Raw genomic sequence first — 17,947 nt, 5'->3', positions numbered from 1 at the left:
CCCCCAACGCCAGAGCCGATCGATCAAACCCTCGATCGTGTTTCTGAGAGGGTCCGCGACCTGATCGCAACAAAGGGTTATTGTGGCCTGCCGCCCCATGCCGCTTGATTTTCCGGCAATCCGCGCGGCTGCGCTGGATTTGAAGCAATACCACGGCTTTGAGCGGCTTTTGCGGTTCCTTGACCTCGGCGGCATGATCACACCGCCAAGCGATGATCCGCAGGACTGGTGGGAACCAGAAACCCTGACCCACCGCGCAGACCTCCTCGGCATCTGCGAAATTGGCAGCGATAACTATGCCGCGCTATCAGCCTGGCTCGCCGCCGCTGCCAAAACCCCGGTCGCTCAGCACTCCTCCCCATACCCGACACCGGCAGCGTGAGCGCTGCCCAATGGGGCGCGGCACTCAAAGCCCACCACTCACGAACAACAGCCGCGCCCCATCCAGACAACAGGAGGCAGCAATGCAGCAGATCACCCAGGACAAGACCCCCATGCGCGCCGCCATGCTGGCCAATGACGTGGCCTTTCAGCGCTACGCCGCCACCCGCAATGGCTTTCCCGGTGGCCAGTTCAGCCCGACGGCAGCAACCGAACATCTGCGCACGGTCTGCCAGGTCACTAGCCGCCGCCAGCTTGCAACCGACACCGCTGCGCGCCAGCGGTTTGAGAATATGCACACCGATTTCCTGATTTGGTCTGGCCGCATCCAAGCCCCCAGAAAGCATGGGTAAATGACCATGAAACACGCCCCGACTGATTTCGTCCGTGCACTTGCTGCTGCTGTACAGGCAGAGATGCCAGCCCCTCGACAAGAAAAGCCGTTCGGCCTCGGCGCGCCTTGGATGCATCACGCCACCCCGGAAGAATTTGAACGCCTTGCGCGCCTTCACAGCCGGATCTTGCGTAAAGAACTGGCGCTTGCAGCCATGCGTGAAGAACGCGCCGGCATCATGCGGCGCTGTATCCGCCGCATGCGACGTGCCGCAGGAAAAGACTAGGACCGCCATGAAACAGCTAAAAGTTCTGATCGGCTGCGAAACCAGCGGCGCGGTGCGTCGGGCATTCCTTGAGCGCGGCCATGACGCCTGGTCCTGTGATCTGTTGCCCGCGCAAGATCGCAGCAACCGACACATGCAATGCGATGTGCGCGAGGTGCTGGATATGGGTTGGGATCTGCTGGCCGTGATGCATCCGCCCTGCACCCGGCTATGCAACAGCGGCGTGCGATGGCTGCACCAGCCGCCAAAGGGACGCAGCCTGGCAGAGATGTGGGCTGACCTCGATGAAGGCGCCGCGCTGTTTTCTGCCTGCTGGAATGCACCGATCGCGCGCGTCGCGGTGGAAAATCCGGTGATGCACAAACACGCGAAACAGCGGATCGAGAACTTTCAGCCCGCTGCCCAACATGTGCAGCCCTGGTGGTTTGGGGAGCCTGCCTTCAAATCCACAGGGATTTACCTGCGCGGGTTGCCCAAGCTCACCCCCACAAACAAGCTGACACCGCCTGAGAAAGGCACAAAGACCCACAAACGCTGGTCAGCCATCCACCGCGCTCCGCCAGGCAAACTGCGCTGGCAGATCCGCAGCAAGACCTTCCCAGGCATTGCCAGCGCCATGGCAGATCAGTGGGGCAACTATGCGTCAGAGCAATCATTGGCAGCACAAGCCTGCCCTAATTACCCTCGGAGGAACACATGAAACCATTCACGCCGGAAATGCTTGCAGATCGGTGGGGCGTCAGTGCCACCACCGTTCGCAACATGTGCATGGACGGAAGCCTTCAGCATTTTCGCTTGGGTCGTCTATACCGAATACCAGCCTACACCGTAGAGGAAATTGAGAAATGCCAGACATCAGCATCGGAAGGTTCAGAGGCGGCTTTTGCGTCTATTGGCGCGAAGACGGAAAACGGCGCCGCTATCAGCTTGAGGCACGCACCCGAGCGCAGGCCGAGCCAGAGGCAATAGACGTTTACCGCCGGGAGACCCTCTCGCAGCAACAGGACAATTCCACTGTGTCGAACATATGGGAGGCCTACCGGCGCGACCTGGGCAGCAAACCCACCGCAAAAACGATGGTCTACACTGGCAAGGCCGTGCTGGAGCATTTTGGCGCCTACCGGCCAGATCAAATCAACACCGCCTTATGCCGATCATATGTGACCAAGCGGACCGCCGCTGGCAAGTCACAGGGCACGGTTCACACAGAGCTGGGCCATTTGCGCAGCGCCATGCGCTTTGCAGTCAAAGAACGGATCATTGAGCGCGCACCAGATATCGAGCGACCCGCGAAGCCAACACCAAAGGAGCGATACCTAGAGAAGTCTGAGATCTCAGCTCTCATTAACGCCGCCTCTGCCCCACACATCAAACTGGCAATTCACCTGCTGTTTGCGACAGCAGGGCGCATCGGTGCAATTTTGGAATTGACCTGGGACCGGGTGGATCTGGAGCGTGGTATAATCAATCTGCGCCTCGAAGACGCAAAGACCCGCAAAGGCCGCGCGATTGTACCGATGAATGACGGGATCCGCGCAGCACTTCAGACCGCTCACCATGCCGCCTTGAGCGACTACGTGGTGGAATATGCAGGTGGGCAAGTCAAAAATATTCGCAAGGGATTTGAGGCGGCTTGTGCGCGGGCCAGACTGGAAAACGTAACCCTTCACACGATCCGCCATTCCAGTGCTGTGGCCATGGTTTCAAATGGAGTGCCGCTGGAAAAGGTCGCTCAATACCTCGGGCATTCCAACGTGGCGATCACCTATCAAACCTACGCCAGATTTGCACCAGGCCACCTGCAAGATGCCGCAGAGATTCTGGATTTCACTCAAGTACGAAAAGTCCGGTAAAATGACATTAGGTTCACAGAACCTAGGAACACTTTGCAAGCACCGCCCACCCCAAATAAATTACTATATTTTTCAAATGGATGGATGGTGGGTGATAAGAGATTTGAACTCCTGACATCTTCGATGTGAACGAAGCGCTCTACCACTGAGCTAATCACCCGGTGCGCTGGGTAGTACCCTCAGGTCTCGCCCTACGCAAGAGGGGCCTAGGAAGAAATATCCGTATCTTCGGCAATTTCCTGACCGCCGCGCGGTTGCTCCAATGGCTGGCGCAGCCGACAGACATGCAGAGTGCCATTGCTGCGCAGCTCGCTGCGTTTCAGTAACAATTTGCCAAAGGGTCTGAGGTTCAGATCGCGGCCAGAGGCCACTGTCTCTCCGAGTACGGACAAAAGCGCCTCGACAACCGGCTTGGCATCTTTTTTCTTCACCCCGGACCGCAGAACGACCTCATCAATCAGTTCCTTCTTGTTCAGGGGCGGCACGTCGAGCACCGGTGTCGAGGTCACCACAACCGGGCTGGGGTCCTGCCCGGCAGCCAGTGTCTGGGGCGGGGTAGCGGATTTGTCCGAAATATCCAACGGGGGTGCTCCTTCTTTTGCCAGCTCAGGTGACGTGGCCGGATCCTGCTGCGCTGCCTCTGCCAGCCGCGCTTTGGTTGCGGGTTTTTGCGGCAAAGCTTTACGCGTCGCCGGTTTGCGACCGCCTGTCTTACTGCTGGTCATGATGTGCCTCGATTTTCTGATGTTGCCTATCCATCATCTTTGCTCAGGCTAGGCGGTCCCACAGTGGAAGGCCAGATATGTGGTTTACAAAAGGTCTACCTGTGACTTTTACAGAGTTCCCTGCCCTTTTTCAGGTCTTGCACAGGTGTTGGTGAGGCACTTTAAGCCCCCCTTGCCAGCGCAGCCCCAAAGCTAAAACTGCGGCAAGGCGGTGCGGGCAATCATGGTGCGCAGGGTAAAGCTGGAGCGGGTATTTCGAATACCGGAGACCCGCATCAAACGCTCCTCCAGAAAGCGATCAAAATCATTCAGATCCTGCGCCACAACCCGCAGCAGGATATCGCGGGTGCCTGTCATCAGGTAGCATTCCATTACCTGATCAAACTGACGCACCGCGCGTTCAAAGGCCTGCAGGGCATCGGTGGATTGATTGTCCAGCTCGACCGCCACAAAAATTGTCACCGGCAGCCCCAGTTTGGCCTGGTCCACCCGTGCCGAATAGCCGCTGATCACCCCGGCTTCCTCCAGCATGGCAACCCGCCGTGCACAGGGGGTCGCAGACAGGCCAACGCGCTCAGACAGCTCGGCCATCTTGATCCGCCCCTGCGACTGCAGAATGGCGACTATCTTGCGATCAATACTGTCCATGAAGCTTTCACCTATAATTCCACCCAACTGTAGACAAAACCTCCAATAGATAGAAGCCCTACGCTTAATTTTGGCGAAAACCTTCACTCCCCCTAGGTTAAACAGGCGTCTTATCCAGGAGGAGCCAGAAAAATGACAGTCACCCCCGTCGCATCCACGACCCATGAAGAGATCTACCGTGTCGCGGACACAGCCACCGGGCTGATCGGCTATATCGCGCTGCATTCAACGCAGCTGGGCCCCGCTGCGGGCGGATTGCGGATGCGCCCCTACAGCAGTGAGGAAGAGGCGCTGGTGGATGTCAAACGGCTCAGCGAGGGTATGACCTACAAAAATGCCGCGGCAGGTCTGGCGCTTGGCGGTGGCAAGGCGGTGATCATCGGCGACCCTGGCGTAGATAAATCCCCCGCCCTGCTGCGCGCCTTTGCCCGCGCCATTCACAGCCTTGAGGGCCGCTACTATACCGCCGAAGACATGGGGATGAGCCCGGTAGACATGGCCATTCTGGCAGAAGAGACCCCCTATGTGGCCGGTCTCGCCGATGGTGAGTTTGCCAGTGGAGATCCCTCGCCGGTTACCGCGCGGGGCATTTTCAACGCTATCCGCACCTCCCAGGCGCACCAGAGCGGCAGTGGGGATCTGACCGGGCTAACCATTGCGGTACAGGGGCTGGGTCACGTGGGATATTATCTCTGCGGTTACCTGCACGCAGCTGGGGCCAGGCTGATTGTTACGGATGTCCAGCACGCACAAATCGACAAAGCCGTCGCCGAGTTTGGCGCCACCGCAATTGCCCCCGAGGCAATCTATGGCGTGCAGGCCGATATCTTTGCTCCCTGTGCCATTGGTGGCATCCTGAACGCGCAGACCATCCCTCAGTTGCAGGTGTCCGTCGTCTGTGGCGGCGCCAACAACCAACTGGCCACCCCGGCTGATGGCCAGGCGCTGCATGACGCAGGTATTCTTTATGCGCCGGATTTTGTCGCCAATGGCGGCGGCATCATCAATGTTGCCTCCGAGATCGAGCAGATCAGCAATCGCGCTGACTATGTCGCAGATAAGCTCAGCGCGCTGGATCTGACCCTGGCCACCATCCTAAACCAGGCAAAAGTGGAAGATCAGAGCCCCGACGCGGTGGCGATCACCACAGTTCTGGCCAAAATGGCGCAGCAAAGCGCCGCCTGAGCCAAATAGAAATAGACGAGATACTAAGAGCCCATGACAAAGGGGCCAGAACGGAAAGAGTAACAATAAAACGATAAAGGGCGACCCGCAGGGGCCGCCCTCTTTTTTATCAGAAAACAAAGGTTCAGATCAGAGCCTCTGTTTTTATCCCAAGCGGCTTAATGCGCTGGGGCACCCGACGCCCGGGAGCCAGCCTCCAGCGCGGCCTTTGCCGCAGCGGCCTCTTCTTCGGCAGCCTCGTCCCATTCGATCGGCTCGGGCTGGCGAACCAGCGCATGCTGCAGAACTTCCGAGACATGGCTCACCGGGATGATCTCCAGGCCTTCTTTGACGTTATCCGGGATCTCGGGCAGATCCTTGGCGTTTTCCTGTGGGATCAGCACTGTTTTGATACCGCCACGCAGGGCCGCCAGCAGCTTTTCCTTCAAGCCACCAATGGCCAGCGCATTGCCCCGCAGGGTAACCTCGCCGGTCATGGCGATGTCCTTGCGCACGGGAATTTTTGTCAGCACCGACACGATGGAAGTCACCATGGCCAGACCCGCCGAGGGACCATCCTTGGGGGTGGCGCCTTCGGGCACGTGGACGTGGATATCCCACTTGTCAAACTTGGGCGGCTTCACCCCGATCTTGGGCGAGATGGAGCGCACATAGGAGGAAGCGGCCTCGATGCTTTCCTTCATCACATCGCCCAGCTTCCCTGTGGTCTTCATCCGGCCTTTGCCCGGCAGGCGCAGGGCCTCGATCGACAGCAGCTCGCCACCTACCGAGGTATAAGCAAGCCCGGTGACAACACCCACCTGATCTTCCTTTTCGGCCAGACCATAGCGGTATTTGGCAACGCCCAGGAACTCATCCAGATTGTCAGAGGTGACAGAAACGCTCTCGACCTCTTTCTTGACGATCTTGGTCAGCGATTTACGCGCCACCTTGGCAATTTCACGCTCCAGGTTCCGCACCCCAGCCTCGCGGGTGTAGACGCGGATGATATCCTTCAGCGCCTCATCGCTCATCTCGAATTCCTTGGCCTTCAGACCATGGTTCTTGACTTGCTTGGACACCAGATGCTGTTTGGCAATCTCGCGCTTTTCGTCCTCGGTGTAACCAGACAGCGGGATGATTTCCATCCGGTCCAGCAGCGGCCCAGGCATGTTGTAGCTGTTCGAGGTGGTCAGGAACATCACGTTGGAGAGGTCATATTCGACCTCCATATAGTGATCCACAAAGGTGGCGTTCTGTTCCGGATCAAGCACTTCCAGCATCGCTGAAGCTGGATCACCACGGAAATCCTGGCCCATCTTGTCGATCTCGTCGAGCAGGATCAGCGGGTTGGTGGTCTTGGCTTTTTTCAGTGCCTGGATGATCTTGCCGGGCATCGAGCCGATATAGGTCCGGCGGTGGCCGCGGATTTCTGATTCATCACGCACACCGCCAAGCGAGATGCGAATAAACTCGCGCCCCGTTGCCTTGGCCACGGATTTACCAAGCGAGGTTTTCCCCACACCAGGAGGGCCCACAAGGCAGAGGATCGGGCCTTTGAGCTTGGTCGAGCGCTGCTGCACCGCAAGGTATTCGACAATGCGTTCTTTGACCTTTTCCAGACCATAGTGATCCGCATCCAGGATGTCCTGTGCCTTGCCCAGGTCCTTTTTGACGCGTGATTTCACGCCCCATGGAATGCCCAACATCCAGTCGAGGTAGTTGCGCACCACGGTGGCCTCGGCCGACATCGGCGACATGTTCTTGAGCTTTTTCAGCTCCGCATCAGCCTTTTCACGGGCTTCTTTCGACAGTTTGGTTGCAGCGACCTTCTCTTCCAGTTCGGCAATTTCGCCAGCCCCTTCTTCGCCGTCACCCAGTTCCTTCTGAATGGCCTTCATCTGCTCATTCAGGTAATATTCGCGCTGGGTCTTCTCCATCTGGGATTTGACCCGGGTCTTGATCTTTTTCTCGACCTGCAGAACCGACATTTCGCCCTGCATCAGCCCATAGACTTTTTCCAGCCGCTCGCTGATCGACAGGGTTTCCAGCAGCTCCTGCTTGCGATCGACCTCAATCCCCAGATGGCCCGCAACCAGATCCGCCAGTTTGGCGGGCTCGGCAGTTTCACCGACGGCGGACAGGGCCTCTTCGGGGATGTTTTTGCGGACCTTGGCGTAGCGCTCAAACTCGTCGCCAACCGTGCGCACCAGCGCCTCGATGGTGGTGGCGTCGCCGGGGATCTCGGTGAGATATTCCGCACCGGCTTCAAAATAGTCCTCATTCTCGAGGTAATTGGTGATCTTGACCCGCGCATGGCCTTCGACCAGCACTTTTACGGTGCCATCGGGCAGTTTCAGCAGTTGCAGCACATTGGCCAGCACACCCGTTGGGTAGATGCCATCGGTCTGTGGCTCGTCCTCTGCCGGGTCAATCTGGCTGGACAACAGAATCTGTTTGTCATCCGCCATCACCTCTTCGAGGGCGCGCACAGATTTTTCCCGACCCACAAACAACGGCACGATCATATGCGGAAAGACCACAATGTCGCGCAGCGGCAATACAGGATAGGAAGAATTAAGCGGCTCTTTCATACTCGGTCCTTTACTTGGCAAGAGCCCCCGGTCCCGACACTCGGCAACCTCTGGCGCTCCCCTCTTTGGAAGTCTTTATCTGGTACAGCGGTTAACATATTTCAACCGCCGCACCGCAAAGTTGGGGGACACCTTGCCCGTAGCATTGCCGAACCACAAGAGCGCTTTTGGCAAATGCGCCGCAAATCCGCGCAAGCCCCAAAGCACCCATTGCAAATGCCTCACCGGGTTCCCGGCCGCACACTCAACGGGCTGATGAAGTCCCCCTTCCAATAGGACCAAATAGCTTGGCTATTTAACACGGCCACTTTGGAGATGGGAAAGTTGGGCAAATTCAGATGATTGAGAAGATCCCCCGTCCATAAATCCAATCAGGGCCACGCAAAGGCCCAGGACAACAAAAAAAGCGACATGGGCGGAACTTGCAGAAACAGAATTTTTCATTACTCACCTCTAGGTGTTACAAACTGCTGAGCAACACAAAGGAATTTTGTGACCACACCTTGTCCTTAGAGGGTCCGCAACAGGGAGAGAGGTTCAAATTCGTCACAAATGTAATGCAAACAGGGCAGGTCTTTCACCTGCCCCTGCGAGGTGAATATGCCCCCTACAATGGGTCGATATCGCCCTGGGCGCGTCCGTCATGGAAGCCCTGCTGCCAGGCCGCGAAAGTGCCCTCTGCGATGGCCTCGCGCATGCCTGCCATGATGTCCTGGAAATAATGCAGGTTGTGCCAGGTCAGCAGCATGCCCGAAATCATTTCGTTGCTGCGGAACACATGATGCAGATAGGCGCGGCTGTATTTCGAACAGGCCGGGCAGCTGCAGTTTTCATCCAGGGGGCGCGGGTCATCCGCGTGGCGGGCGTTTTTGATGTTGACCACGCCGTGGCGGGTAAAGGCCTGGCCGGTGCGCCCCGAGCGCGACGGCAGCACGCAGTCCATCATATCAATGCCACGGGCCACTGCGCCGACGATGTCATCAGGTTTACCAACCCCCATCAGGTACCGTGGCTTATCCTCGGGCAGCATATCGGGTGCATAGTCCAGGCAGTCAAACATCGCCTCCTGCCCCTCACCCACGGCCAGCCCGCCCACAGCGTAGCCATCAAAACCGATGTTTTTCAGCGCCTCGGCGCTTTCTGCGCGCAGATCCTGCTCCAAACCGCCCTGCATGATGCCAAACAGCGCGTGGCCCGGGCGATCGCCAAAGGCCTCTTTCGAGCGTTCGGCCCAACGCATCGACAGGCGCATGCTTTCGGCTATGCGATCCCGAGTGGCGGGCAGCGCCGGGCATTCGTCAAAACACATCACGATATCAGAGCCCAAGAGCTTTTGAATTTCCATCGAGCGTTCTGGCGTCAGCTCATGTTTGGAGCCATCAATATGGGACTTAAAAGTGACGCCCGTCTCGGTCAGCTTGCGCAGCCCTGCCAAGGACATCACCTGAAAGCCGCCGGAGTCCGTCAGGATAGGGCGATCCCAGTTCATGAATTTATGTAGCCCGCCCAGGCGGTCAATGCGTTCCGCCGTGGGGCGCAGCATCAAGTGATAGGTATTGCCCAGCAGGATATCTGCACCGGTTTCCCGCACGCTTTCCGGCATCATCGCCTTCACCGTGGCGGCGGTGCCAACCGGCATAAAGGCCGGCGTGCGGATATCGCCGCGCGGTGTGGAAATAACCCCGGTGCGGGCCTTGCCATCACGGGCTTTCAGATCAAAGGTGATTTTCGGCGCCATTTTACTCTCCTTTGAGTGCAGAACCCAGCGCATTTGCCTGATTGCGCGGCTTTTGACAAGCCTCAAGCCATCTTGTCAGCCCTCTCAGAGCAGAGCATACAGGACATAGGCTGCGTTCTTGCAGTCATACCATGGCGACCCCATATGTATGCAATAGTACACAACTTTTTCTAGGAGGGCCCGATGAACGAAGATTTTCTCATTGGTCTAATTTCACAAAACGCCATCTACCTGCTGGGGGCGATCTTCCTGATCGTCATCATCTTCAAAGGCGTCCACATCGTACCCCAGTCCGAAAAATTTGTGATCGAGCGCTTTGGTCGCCTGCATTCGGTGCTTGGACCCGGCATCAACTTTATCGTGCCCTTGCTGGACGCCGTGGCGCATCGCATTTCAATTCTGGAACGCCAGCTGCCCAGTGCCAGCCAGGATGCCATCACCAAGGACAACGTGCTGGTGCAGATCGACACCTCTGTGTTCTACCGTATTACCGAACCAGAAAAAACCGTCTACCGGATCCGCGACGTGGATGCCGCCATTGCAACCACCGTGGCAGGTATCGTCCGCGCCGAGATCGGCAAGATGGACCTGGACGAGGTGCAGTCAAACCGCACCCAGCTGATTGGCCAGATCCAGGCAAGCGTCGAGGACGCGGTGGATGACTGGGGCATCGAAGTCACCCGCGCAGAAATCCTGGATGTGAACCTGGATCAGGCCACCCGCGACGCCATGCTGCAGCAGCTGAACGCCGAACGCGCCCGTCGCGCCCAGGTGACCGAGGCCGAAGGGAGCAAACGCGCAGTTGAACTGTCTGCCGATGCCGAACTCTATGCCGCCGAACAAATCGCCAAGGCCCGCCGCATTCAGGCCGACGCCGAGGCCTATGCCACCGAAGTCGTGGCCAAGGCGATCCACGAAAATGGCATCGAGGCGGCGCAGTATCAGGTGGCCCTGAAACAGGTTGAGGCGCTCAATGCGCTTGGCAACGGCGAAGGCAAACAGACCATCGTGTTGCCCGCCCACGCAATTGAGGCCTTTGGCGATGCCTTCAAGCTGCTGAAAGGTGGCAAATGATGGAACCGGTTGCAGCCTCCTATTGGGAACTCTGGTGGGTTTGGTGCGCCGCCGCGCTGGTGCTCGCCATCCTAGAGGTCCTGGCCCCCGGCTTTGTCTTTCTGGGCTTTGCCCTGGGTGCCCTGGCCTGCGGCATCCTGCTGGCGGTGCTGGGCAGCGGTGCTCTTGCCCTGCCCGCCTTGATCTTCCTGTTCGCCGCCCTGTCGCTGATCTCCTGGCTGCTGATGCGGCGCTATTTTGCTCTGCCTTCGGGCCAAGTAAAAACCTTCGAGACAGACATCAACGACTAGAGCCCCTTCATCAACATCTGCGATCAGCCCCCTTTGGTACGCTTTCCAATCGGAGCTGATCGACAGAGCGGGACGCTACAGTGATACCTTGACCGGGGACAAACCTCCCGGCAACAGACATAGGGTCGCCCGCCACAAGGCGGCTTCGAGCCCAAATTGCCCATTGCCGCAACCTGCACGAACGGCAGAAAAGCGCAAAAAGCGACCTTTCAAAAGCCCAACATCAGTGCCCAGGTCGACGACTGGAACGGCCCACACCGGCCTTTGTCCAGATGTCCAAGTGCGGCATCGCGGCTCCCCCAAAACTTCGCATAGACCGCTTCACCATCTTGGACGGAATTCTTGCCCATAGCCACATGAGCACAATAATTTCACCTTGTGATACAGGCGCTTGACCCGTTTTTAGACATGTCATTGGAAAATATATTGACAGCATGAGCTCCATTGAGGCACCCTACATACCGATCGGTCGGTATAATTAGGATGATAATAATGGACAAAAAACTCCCAACAGCGCGCATTCGCGATTCTGAGAAAACCGTTGCCGCCCTCAAGCGGGCGGCGATCGATCAGTTGATCTCAAATGGGTTTGCAGGGCTTTCAATTGCACCACTTTTGAAGAAGGCGGGCGTGTCTAGGGGCGCTCTATTTCATCATTTTGCCAGCAAGGACGCGCTTGTCGTTGCCGCTTTCGAAGATGTGCTTGCGGAGTTTGCGATCTGCTTGACCCGGATATCCCAAAGGCTGCGATCCGGTGAAATTGGGCTTGAAGAATTTGTAACTGAGACTTCAGCAGCCTTTGCGAGTGATTTGTTCATCGCCACCATGGAGATGTCCCTGGGGATGCGTGTCGAAGAATTCCTCTCTGAGGCGGCGCAAGATGCCATTGTCGTATGGCGCGAAAACCTACTGCGGTTTTGGACCGATACGTTTGATCTGCCAGCCCTGTCGCAGGCCGAACAGGAGACCCACTGGGCCATCGCATCGAACACTTTGCGTGGTTACGGGTTTACCAATTCCTTCGGCCATCAAGAGGTCGCAACACGACATATGCGGCAGGGGTTTGCCCAGTTCTTCCTTACAGGGGCGGTGATAAAGCCTGCAATCACCCCTGATATCAGCGCTTTGCAAGGCAAAAAAACAACCAACAGTGGAGAAGACAAATGAAAACGACTTTCATCTTGGGCGCGGCCCTCAGTGGGGCCATTCTGGGCCCAAGTGTTGTGATGGCTCGCGATACAATCACCGCCGCCACCTGGCTACCGCCGCAACACCAATATTCCCGCTATCTGTATACATATTGGGCCGAAGCGCTTGCCGAACGCTCTGGCGGCACATTGGTAGCCGAGGTCGAACTGGGATCAGCGCGCGTGACGGCGGGCGGCAACCTGCAAGAGATCGCAGATGGCCTCGCTGACGTTTCAGGCCATTTCGCGCAATACACGCCAAGCGACCTGCCTGTGGCCAACGCGCTTGAAGAGCTGGGCATGACCTTCGGCGATCCGCGCGTGGTTATTGCGGCGGCCACCGAATTCAACATGACTGAACCCATGTTGTTGGCAGAATGGGCCGGTCACGGCGTGGTTTATGGCGGGTCTTACACGACGAACCAGTACAAACTGATCTGCAACACACCGATCACCACGCTTGCAGAATTGAACGGTGCCAAGCTTCGTCTGCCGGGCCGTGCGCCTGCGGAATGGGCCAATGCGGCCGGTGCTGCGACTGTGTCGTTTAACACCAACGAACAGTATGGCGCACTGGATAAGGGCGCGCTGACCTGCACCACAACAACAGCTGCTGACGCCTATGTTCGTAAACTTTATGAAGTCGCACCCCATATCACTGATATGCCTGTGACCATGTTCTGGGCAGGTCTGGGCCATGGCTATAACCCGGCGGTTTGGGCTGAATTGACCATAGATCAACGTCGCGCCGCACTTTATGCGGAGGCCGACGCTATGGCTGCTTTGATCGTTGACGGGACCTTGCTGGAGGAAGCTGCAGCCGAAGATAGCCTCAAAGCCGAGGGTGTAACCTTCCACGCACCCGGCGAAGATCTTACCGCGTCGATTGCTGCCTTCCGTGCCAAACAGCCAGAGAACGCCGTGCCGATCATTCAGGAAACCTATAAAATCGCAGAGGCCGAGGCCTTGCTCGCACGGTTCCAGGCGACGATTGATAAGTGGGATGCCAAGCTGGCCGACGTACCCGTCGAGGACAAAGAGACGCTGGCTGATATGATGCGAGCAGAGATTTACGACAAACTCGATCTGGCCACATACGGCCTGCAATAAACCCCGCGAAACGCCTGGTGCGGCCACAGTTTTGGGGTGGCCGCATCACGCCTGGACCGACAGACTGAGGTCTGCGGTCTTTGGTTTCCCTTTCTTCACCAAAGGCTTCCCGATGATCCTAAATGCCCTTTCCAGGCCGTTTGCATTGCTAGACCGTGTCGCGCGTCTGCAACTCGCGATCGCGGCCTTCGCTGTCATGGCAATTTTGCTGGCGATCTCTTTGGACGTGGCGCTGCGCACTGCGTTCAGTGCGCCGCTCACTGGCACCATGGAAGTCGTATCATTCTATTGCATGATCCCAGTCGTGTTCCTGCCCATTATGATCCTTGAGGTGCGGGGCGAACATATCGACACAGATCTGTTCTACCGGTTTTTTCCTGTCGCAGCCAAAAGGCTATCGGTGATTGTTTCGGGTCTTTTGTCCGTCGGGATTTATGGACTGTTGACCTACATCACATTTGAACAGGCCATATCATCCACTGGACGAGGCGAAGTGGCGATGGGGGTCAACCTGATGCCGGTCTGGCCAGTGCGTTGGATTCTGCCAGTGGCCTTTGCGAGCTCAACTGCGGCAGCCTTTGCTTTGGCTATCCGCAACACTAAGGGCGTAAAATAAGATGCTTGAAGATATCACTCCAATTCTGGTGGCTTTGGGTGCCTTGCTGTCGTTGATCGCTATTCGCGTCCCCGTCGGATTGTCGCTGATCGCGGTCTCCTTTGTCGGCATCACCTATGAGATCAGCCTGCGCGCGGCCATTGGGTCCCTTGCGCGTATCCCCTATGACCTCGCCTCCAACTGGAGCTTTTCGGCCATACCGATGTTCCTGCTTATGGGCTATGTGGCCTCCGAGACCGGGTTGACCAGCGGATTGTTTCGCGCCTCGCGTCAAGTCTTGGCCCGCCTGCCCGGTGCATTGGCCTGTTCCAGCGTTCTGGCAAGCGCGCTCTTTGCGGCGGCCTCGGGGTCTTCGGTGGCCACGGCTTCTGCCATGTCAAAGATCGCGATCCCTGAAATGCTGAGCCGCCGCTACGATCCGGGTCTTGCCTGCGGGACGATTGCGGCCTCCGGGACGCTCGGGTCACTGATCCCGCCCAGCATCGTGATGATCCTCTACGGCGTGTATTCGGATGTCTCGATTGGGGCGCTGTTCATGGCGGGGATATTGCCCGGGATATTGTCGATGGCCATCTACATCGCCATGATTGTGACCCGGTGCAAACTCAACCCCAGCCTTGCAGGCGGAGGAGCCACGGCAGAAGATGAGCCAACGGTGGGTGCTGGACAACTTCTTATGGACATTGCACCGCTACCGATCCTGATCGCAATTGTCATGGGTTCGATTTCGATGGGCTGGGCTACCCCCACGGAGGCCGGTGCTCTTGGAGCATTAGGGGCCGTATTGATCGCAATCGCCATGCGCACCTTTTCCCCTGCCAGCTTCTGGTCAGCGCTGAAACAATCCGCCCTGTCCTTTGCGGCAATTTTCGTGATCATCATCGGTGGCGCACTGCTGACGCGCTATGTGGCGGTGGCGGGGTTGAACAAAGTGCTGGAACAGCTCTTTGTCGAAAGCGCTGCGGGACCTCTCATGCTGATTGCTGCAGTCTCGGTTCTCTATATCGTGCTGGGAATGTTCATCGACTCCATCGGCTTGCTGTTGCTGACCGCGCCTTTGGTGCTGCCGCTGGCCGTATCGCTCGAAATGGACATGATCTGGTTCGGCATCATCCTGATTAAGCTGTTGGAAATCGGGCTGATCACCCCGCCTGTGGGCCTAAATATATTTGTGATCAAAAGCGCACTTGGCGATCAGGTCACGCTGCCGACGATCTTCAAAGGGGTCACCTGGTTCATCAGCATGGATGTACTGACCCTCGTATTGCTTGTCGCTTTCCCTGCAATCACCATTTGGCTCCCGGAGATGATCTATGGCTGACCAAGACCACAGGATTACCGCGCAGATGCAGGAAGTCTTCGCACAGGTCACGCAAACCTGCGAAACACAGTTCGGCTTTCGTTTTCTGACCATTCTGAAAATTCTACCCGACCCGGTGAATGTCCTGCGGGTGCATAGCTCCTCGCCAGATGACTACCAGATCGGCGCGCTCAAACCGATGGGAGGCACGCCTTGGGGCAAGCTGGTGATTGACGGCGGCCAGACATGGCTGGGCAACGGCGCGGATGAGGTGCTCTGGGCCTTTCCCGATGCGCAACTGATCCTATCCAAAGGCTGCAAGGCCTGTGCCTGCGCGCCGGTGATCTCAGAGGGGAAGACGGTTGGCGTGTTATCGCTGAATGCGAGCCTGGACGCATATACGGCAGAAGACCTGCACGAAATGAGCCGGATTGCCCAACATTTGATCCCCGCTTTAAGGCATTGAACCGCTGCATTGGCGGTACAGAAAAAATCAAACCAAGGAAGACCCAATGACCAGCATATTGATCAAAAACGCCTGCATCGTTGACGGCAGCCAAGACCGACCCACAGATCCGATGCAGATCGCCATCGAGAGCGGTAAGATCAAAGAGGTTGCACCGACGGTTTCTTTCACTGCCGACGAAGAGATCGACCTTAAGGGATATACCGTTATGCCCGGGCTGGTCGATTGTCACGTGCATACAATTGCAGCCAGTGCCAATCTTGGGGCTAATGCGGCCGCCCCCTCGTCCTTGATCGCGGCCAAAAGCGCGCGGCTGATGTACCAAATGCTCATGCGTGGCTTTACCACGGTGCGAGATCTTGGCGGTGCTGACCGCGGCCTGCAACAGGCCGTTGAGCAAGGGTATTTCATAGCGCCGCGGTTGGTGATCTGTGGCAAAGCCCTGTCCCAGACTGGTGGCCACACCGATTATCGCGGCCCCTACGACAACCGCCCTGTCGAATGGTACGCCAATCAACTGGGCTCTATGGGCCGGATTTGTGACGGCCTGCCCGAAGTGTTGCGCGCCGCCCGCGAGGAAATCAAATCCGGGGCGCAATTCATCAAGGTCATGGCCGACGGTGGCGTGTCCTCGCCCTCTGATCCCGTCGGCTATCTGGTGTTCTCCACAGAAGAGCTAAAGGCCCTCGTCGAAATTGCCGATAATTTTGGCACCTATGTTGCCGCGCATCTTTATGCGGACGAAGCCATCGTACGGGCACTGGATTGCGGCATCACCTGTATTGAACACGGCAACCTGATCAGCGATGACACCATCGCCCGCGTGGCCCGCGAGGGGGCGGTCGTCGTGCCGACGAACATCACCTATGACCTGCTGGCCCGTCGCGGAGCAGAATTTGGCCTGCAACCGGCATCGGTCGCCAAGATCGAGGATGTGCGCCTGCCTGGGTTGGAGCGGCTGGTCAAAATGCATGACGCAGGAGTAACCATGGGCTACGGCTCTGATTTGTTGGGCGGCATGCAGTCCGAACAATCTGGCGAATTCCCCCTGCGTGGGCGTTATATTCCCGCGCATGATGTGATCCGCTCTGCCACACTGGACGCGGCCAAGGTGCTGCGGATGGAAGGACAGATCGGTGCCTTGGTGCCCGGTGCGTTTGCTGATCTGGTCGCGGTGGACGGCAACCCGCTGGACAATCTGGACCTGCTGACCGGACAAGGCGCGCATATGCCGCTGATCATGCAAAATGGCGTGGCCGTCAAACGCACAGGTTCCCTATGAGCACATCAGACAGGCCCGTCATGATGCTGTCTGGCGGCAATAGAGGCATCGGCTATTGCATTGCACAGGCGGCGCAAGCGCGGGGCTGGCACGTCAGCCTTGGTCTGCGTGATCCATCGGTTTTGCCCCATGGGCTTGATCCGCAGCTCACCGATCTCCACGCTTATGACGCCACCTCGCGCAGCGCCGAAGCTAAGTGGGTGGACGCCACTGTCGCAAGGCATGGCCGGATTGATACGATTGTCGCCAATGCCGGCCTGTTCACCGACACGTCGATCATCGACGCTGAGGAAGGCGAGGTCGACACCCTGTTAGAGATCAACCTGCGCGCCCCGCGCCGCCTCGCCAAAGCGGCATGGCCGATGTTGCGGGCCTGCGGATGCGGGCGGGTGGCGATCCTCGGATCACTTTCTGGCAAACGTGTGGCATCAAAAGGCTCTGCGTTGTACTCGGTCAGCAAATTCGCCGCCATTGGTTTGGCCCATGCTCTGCGCCTTGAGGGCTGGGACGATGGCATCCGCGCGACGGCCTTCTGTCCGGGCCTTGTCGCGACAGAAATGGGCGCGACCGCGGCGGGCGACGCCGTTGCAGCAAAAGAGATGACCCAACCTGACGAGATCGCGCATCTGGTATTAGAGATCATCGGCCTGTCCAACTCGGCCAGCATCGCAGAAATGCATATTAACTGGCGAACGGACGGGATTTTCTAAGGTGCCCAATTCCAATCCGCAATGCCTCCGCAGAGTTTGGCTGACCTGCCTTTCCCTCTGACCTGAGCCCCAAGTTTCCTCCACCTAGCGGAGAGTCCTTGGGGTTGGTTTGATGGCCCTACGCGGCCAGTTTGTCCATCGTTCCTTTCTCAGCAAATTCTCTGGGCGTCAGGTTTCCGAGCGCCGAAT

Annotated in this window: 20 protein-coding genes and 1 tRNA gene; 16 read left to right on the top strand and 5 right to left on the bottom strand. The window is 57.7% G+C overall.

Annotated features, from left to right (window positions below; all coding sequences use genetic code 11):
- Positions 1-97: 97 nt before the first annotated feature.
- From QZ268_RS17840 to QZ268_RS17820, 6 genes are all read left to right on the top strand, one after another.
- Positions 98-382: a hypothetical protein gene (locus tag QZ268_RS17840; protein WP_295455224.1), complete on the top strand. Its 285-nt coding sequence runs from the start codon at positions 98-100 to the stop codon at positions 380-382.
- An 82-nt stretch (positions 383-464) separates the two neighbouring features.
- The gene (locus QZ268_RS17835; RefSeq protein WP_295455223.1) at positions 465-734 is read left to right on the top strand and encodes a hypothetical protein; all 270 of its coding nucleotides are present in this window, start codon (positions 465-467) and stop codon (positions 732-734) included.
- A 6-nt stretch (positions 735-740) separates the two neighbouring features.
- On the top strand, positions 741-1,001 hold the full coding sequence (locus QZ268_RS17830) for a hypothetical protein (protein ID WP_295455221.1): 261 nt from the start codon (positions 741-743) through the stop codon (positions 999-1,001).
- Between the two features lie 7 nt (positions 1,002-1,008).
- Complete coding sequence (locus QZ268_RS17825) at positions 1,009-1,701, top strand: hypothetical protein (RefSeq protein ID WP_295455219.1); 693 nt, start codon at positions 1,009-1,011, stop codon at positions 1,699-1,701.
- Positions 1,698-1,970 carry a helix-turn-helix domain-containing protein gene (locus tag QZ268_RS20225; RefSeq protein WP_365322799.1) on the top strand — a complete coding sequence of 91 codons (273 nt, stop codon included), beginning with the start codon at positions 1,698-1,700 and terminating at the stop codon, positions 1,968-1,970. The genes QZ268_RS17825 and QZ268_RS20225 overlap by 4 nt, the downstream gene beginning before the upstream one ends.
- 107 nt (positions 1,971-2,077) lie before the next feature.
- Positions 2,078-2,854: a tyrosine-type recombinase/integrase gene (locus QZ268_RS17820; protein ID WP_365322804.1), complete on the top strand. Its 777-nt coding sequence runs from the start codon at positions 2,078-2,080 to the stop codon at positions 2,852-2,854.
- Positions 2,855-2,939: 85 nt separating this feature from the next.
- On the opposite strand, the gene QZ268_RS17815 is transcribed toward QZ268_RS17820, so the two are convergent.
- The 3 genes from QZ268_RS17815 to QZ268_RS17805 all read right to left on the bottom strand — a co-directional run bounded on the left by QZ268_RS17815 (position 2,940) and on the right by QZ268_RS17805 (position 4,227).
- A tRNA-Val gene (locus tag QZ268_RS17815) sits at positions 2,940-3,014 on the bottom strand.
- A 46-nt stretch (positions 3,015-3,060) separates the two neighbouring features.
- A complete protein-coding gene (locus tag QZ268_RS17810) occupies positions 3,061-3,579 on the bottom strand; it encodes an HU family DNA-binding protein (protein WP_295455215.1) in 519 nt (172 codons plus the stop codon).
- 192 nt (positions 3,580-3,771) lie between these two features.
- Positions 3,772-4,227, bottom strand: a complete 456-nt coding sequence (locus tag QZ268_RS17805) for an Lrp/AsnC family transcriptional regulator (RefSeq protein WP_295455213.1) — start codon at positions 4,225-4,227, stop codon at positions 3,772-3,774.
- Between the two features lie 132 nt (positions 4,228-4,359).
- Here QZ268_RS17805 and QZ268_RS17800 point away from each other — a divergent pair, with 132 nt between their 5' ends.
- Positions 4,360-5,412 (top strand): Glu/Leu/Phe/Val dehydrogenase dimerization domain-containing protein, encoded by a 1,053-nt coding sequence (locus QZ268_RS17800; RefSeq protein ID WP_295455211.1) that lies wholly within the window; start codon positions 4,360-4,362, stop codon positions 5,410-5,412.
- A gap of 158 nt (positions 5,413-5,570) precedes the next feature.
- Here QZ268_RS17800 and lon read toward each other — a convergent pair whose 3' ends face one another.
- Entirely contained in the window at positions 5,571-7,985 is a 2,415-nt protein-coding gene (gene lon / locus QZ268_RS17795) for an endopeptidase La (RefSeq protein ID WP_295455209.1), read from the bottom strand.
- A gap of 607 nt (positions 7,986-8,592) precedes the next feature.
- Positions 8,593-9,723, bottom strand: coding sequence for a tRNA guanosine(34) transglycosylase Tgt (gene tgt / locus QZ268_RS17790; RefSeq protein ID WP_295455207.1), 1,131 nt, complete (start codon positions 9,721-9,723; stop codon positions 8,593-8,595).
- A gap of 183 nt (positions 9,724-9,906) precedes the next feature.
- On the opposite strand from tgt, the gene QZ268_RS17785 reads away from it, so the two are divergent.
- The 9 genes from QZ268_RS17785 to QZ268_RS17745 all read left to right on the top strand — a co-directional run bounded on the left by QZ268_RS17785 (position 9,907) and on the right by QZ268_RS17745 (position 17,758).
- Positions 9,907-10,797, top strand: a complete 891-nt coding sequence (locus QZ268_RS17785; RefSeq protein ID WP_295455205.1) for an SPFH domain-containing protein — start codon at positions 9,907-9,909, stop codon at positions 10,795-10,797.
- Positions 10,797-11,087 (top strand): hypothetical protein, encoded by a 291-nt coding sequence (locus QZ268_RS17780; RefSeq protein WP_295455203.1) that lies wholly within the window; start codon positions 10,797-10,799, stop codon positions 11,085-11,087. The genes QZ268_RS17785 and QZ268_RS17780 overlap by 1 nt, the downstream gene beginning before the upstream one ends.
- Positions 11,088-11,531: 444 nt before the next feature.
- Positions 11,532-12,254, top strand: coding sequence for a TetR/AcrR family transcriptional regulator (locus tag QZ268_RS17775; protein ID WP_295455202.1), 723 nt, complete (start codon positions 11,532-11,534; stop codon positions 12,252-12,254).
- Positions 12,251-13,384 (top strand): C4-dicarboxylate ABC transporter substrate-binding protein, encoded by a 1,134-nt coding sequence (locus QZ268_RS17770; protein WP_295455201.1) that lies wholly within the window; start codon positions 12,251-12,253, stop codon positions 13,382-13,384. Before QZ268_RS17775 ends, QZ268_RS17770 begins: the two co-directional genes overlap by 4 nt.
- Positions 13,385-13,496: 112 nt before the next feature.
- Positions 13,497-14,000, top strand: coding sequence for a TRAP transporter small permease (locus QZ268_RS17765; protein WP_295455200.1), 504 nt, complete (start codon positions 13,497-13,499; stop codon positions 13,998-14,000).
- Position 14,001: 1 nt separating this feature from the next.
- A complete protein-coding gene (locus QZ268_RS17760) occupies positions 14,002-15,321 on the top strand; it encodes a TRAP transporter large permease (protein WP_295455199.1) in 1,320 nt (439 codons plus the stop codon).
- Positions 15,314-15,766 (top strand): GAF domain-containing protein, encoded by a 453-nt coding sequence (locus QZ268_RS17755; protein WP_295455197.1) that lies wholly within the window; start codon positions 15,314-15,316, stop codon positions 15,764-15,766. Before QZ268_RS17760 ends, QZ268_RS17755 begins: the two co-directional genes overlap by 8 nt.
- A 46-nt stretch (positions 15,767-15,812) precedes the next feature.
- Positions 15,813-17,048: an amidohydrolase family protein gene (locus QZ268_RS17750; RefSeq protein ID WP_295455195.1), complete on the top strand. Its 1,236-nt coding sequence runs from the start codon at positions 15,813-15,815 to the stop codon at positions 17,046-17,048.
- Positions 17,049-17,071: 23 nt separating this feature from the next.
- The gene (locus tag QZ268_RS17745; RefSeq protein WP_295455194.1) at positions 17,072-17,758 is read left to right on the top strand and encodes an SDR family NAD(P)-dependent oxidoreductase; all 687 of its coding nucleotides are present in this window, start codon (positions 17,072-17,074) and stop codon (positions 17,756-17,758) included.
- Positions 17,759-17,947: the final 189 nt, after the last annotated feature.

This window comes from uncultured Pseudophaeobacter sp. (assembly GCA_905479575.1).
Taxonomy (GTDB): domain Bacteria; phylum Pseudomonadota; class Alphaproteobacteria; order Rhodobacterales; family Rhodobacteraceae; genus Pseudophaeobacter.
Note: the sequence above shows the minus strand (reverse complement) of the source record. Positions and strands in the feature narration are given on the sequence as shown.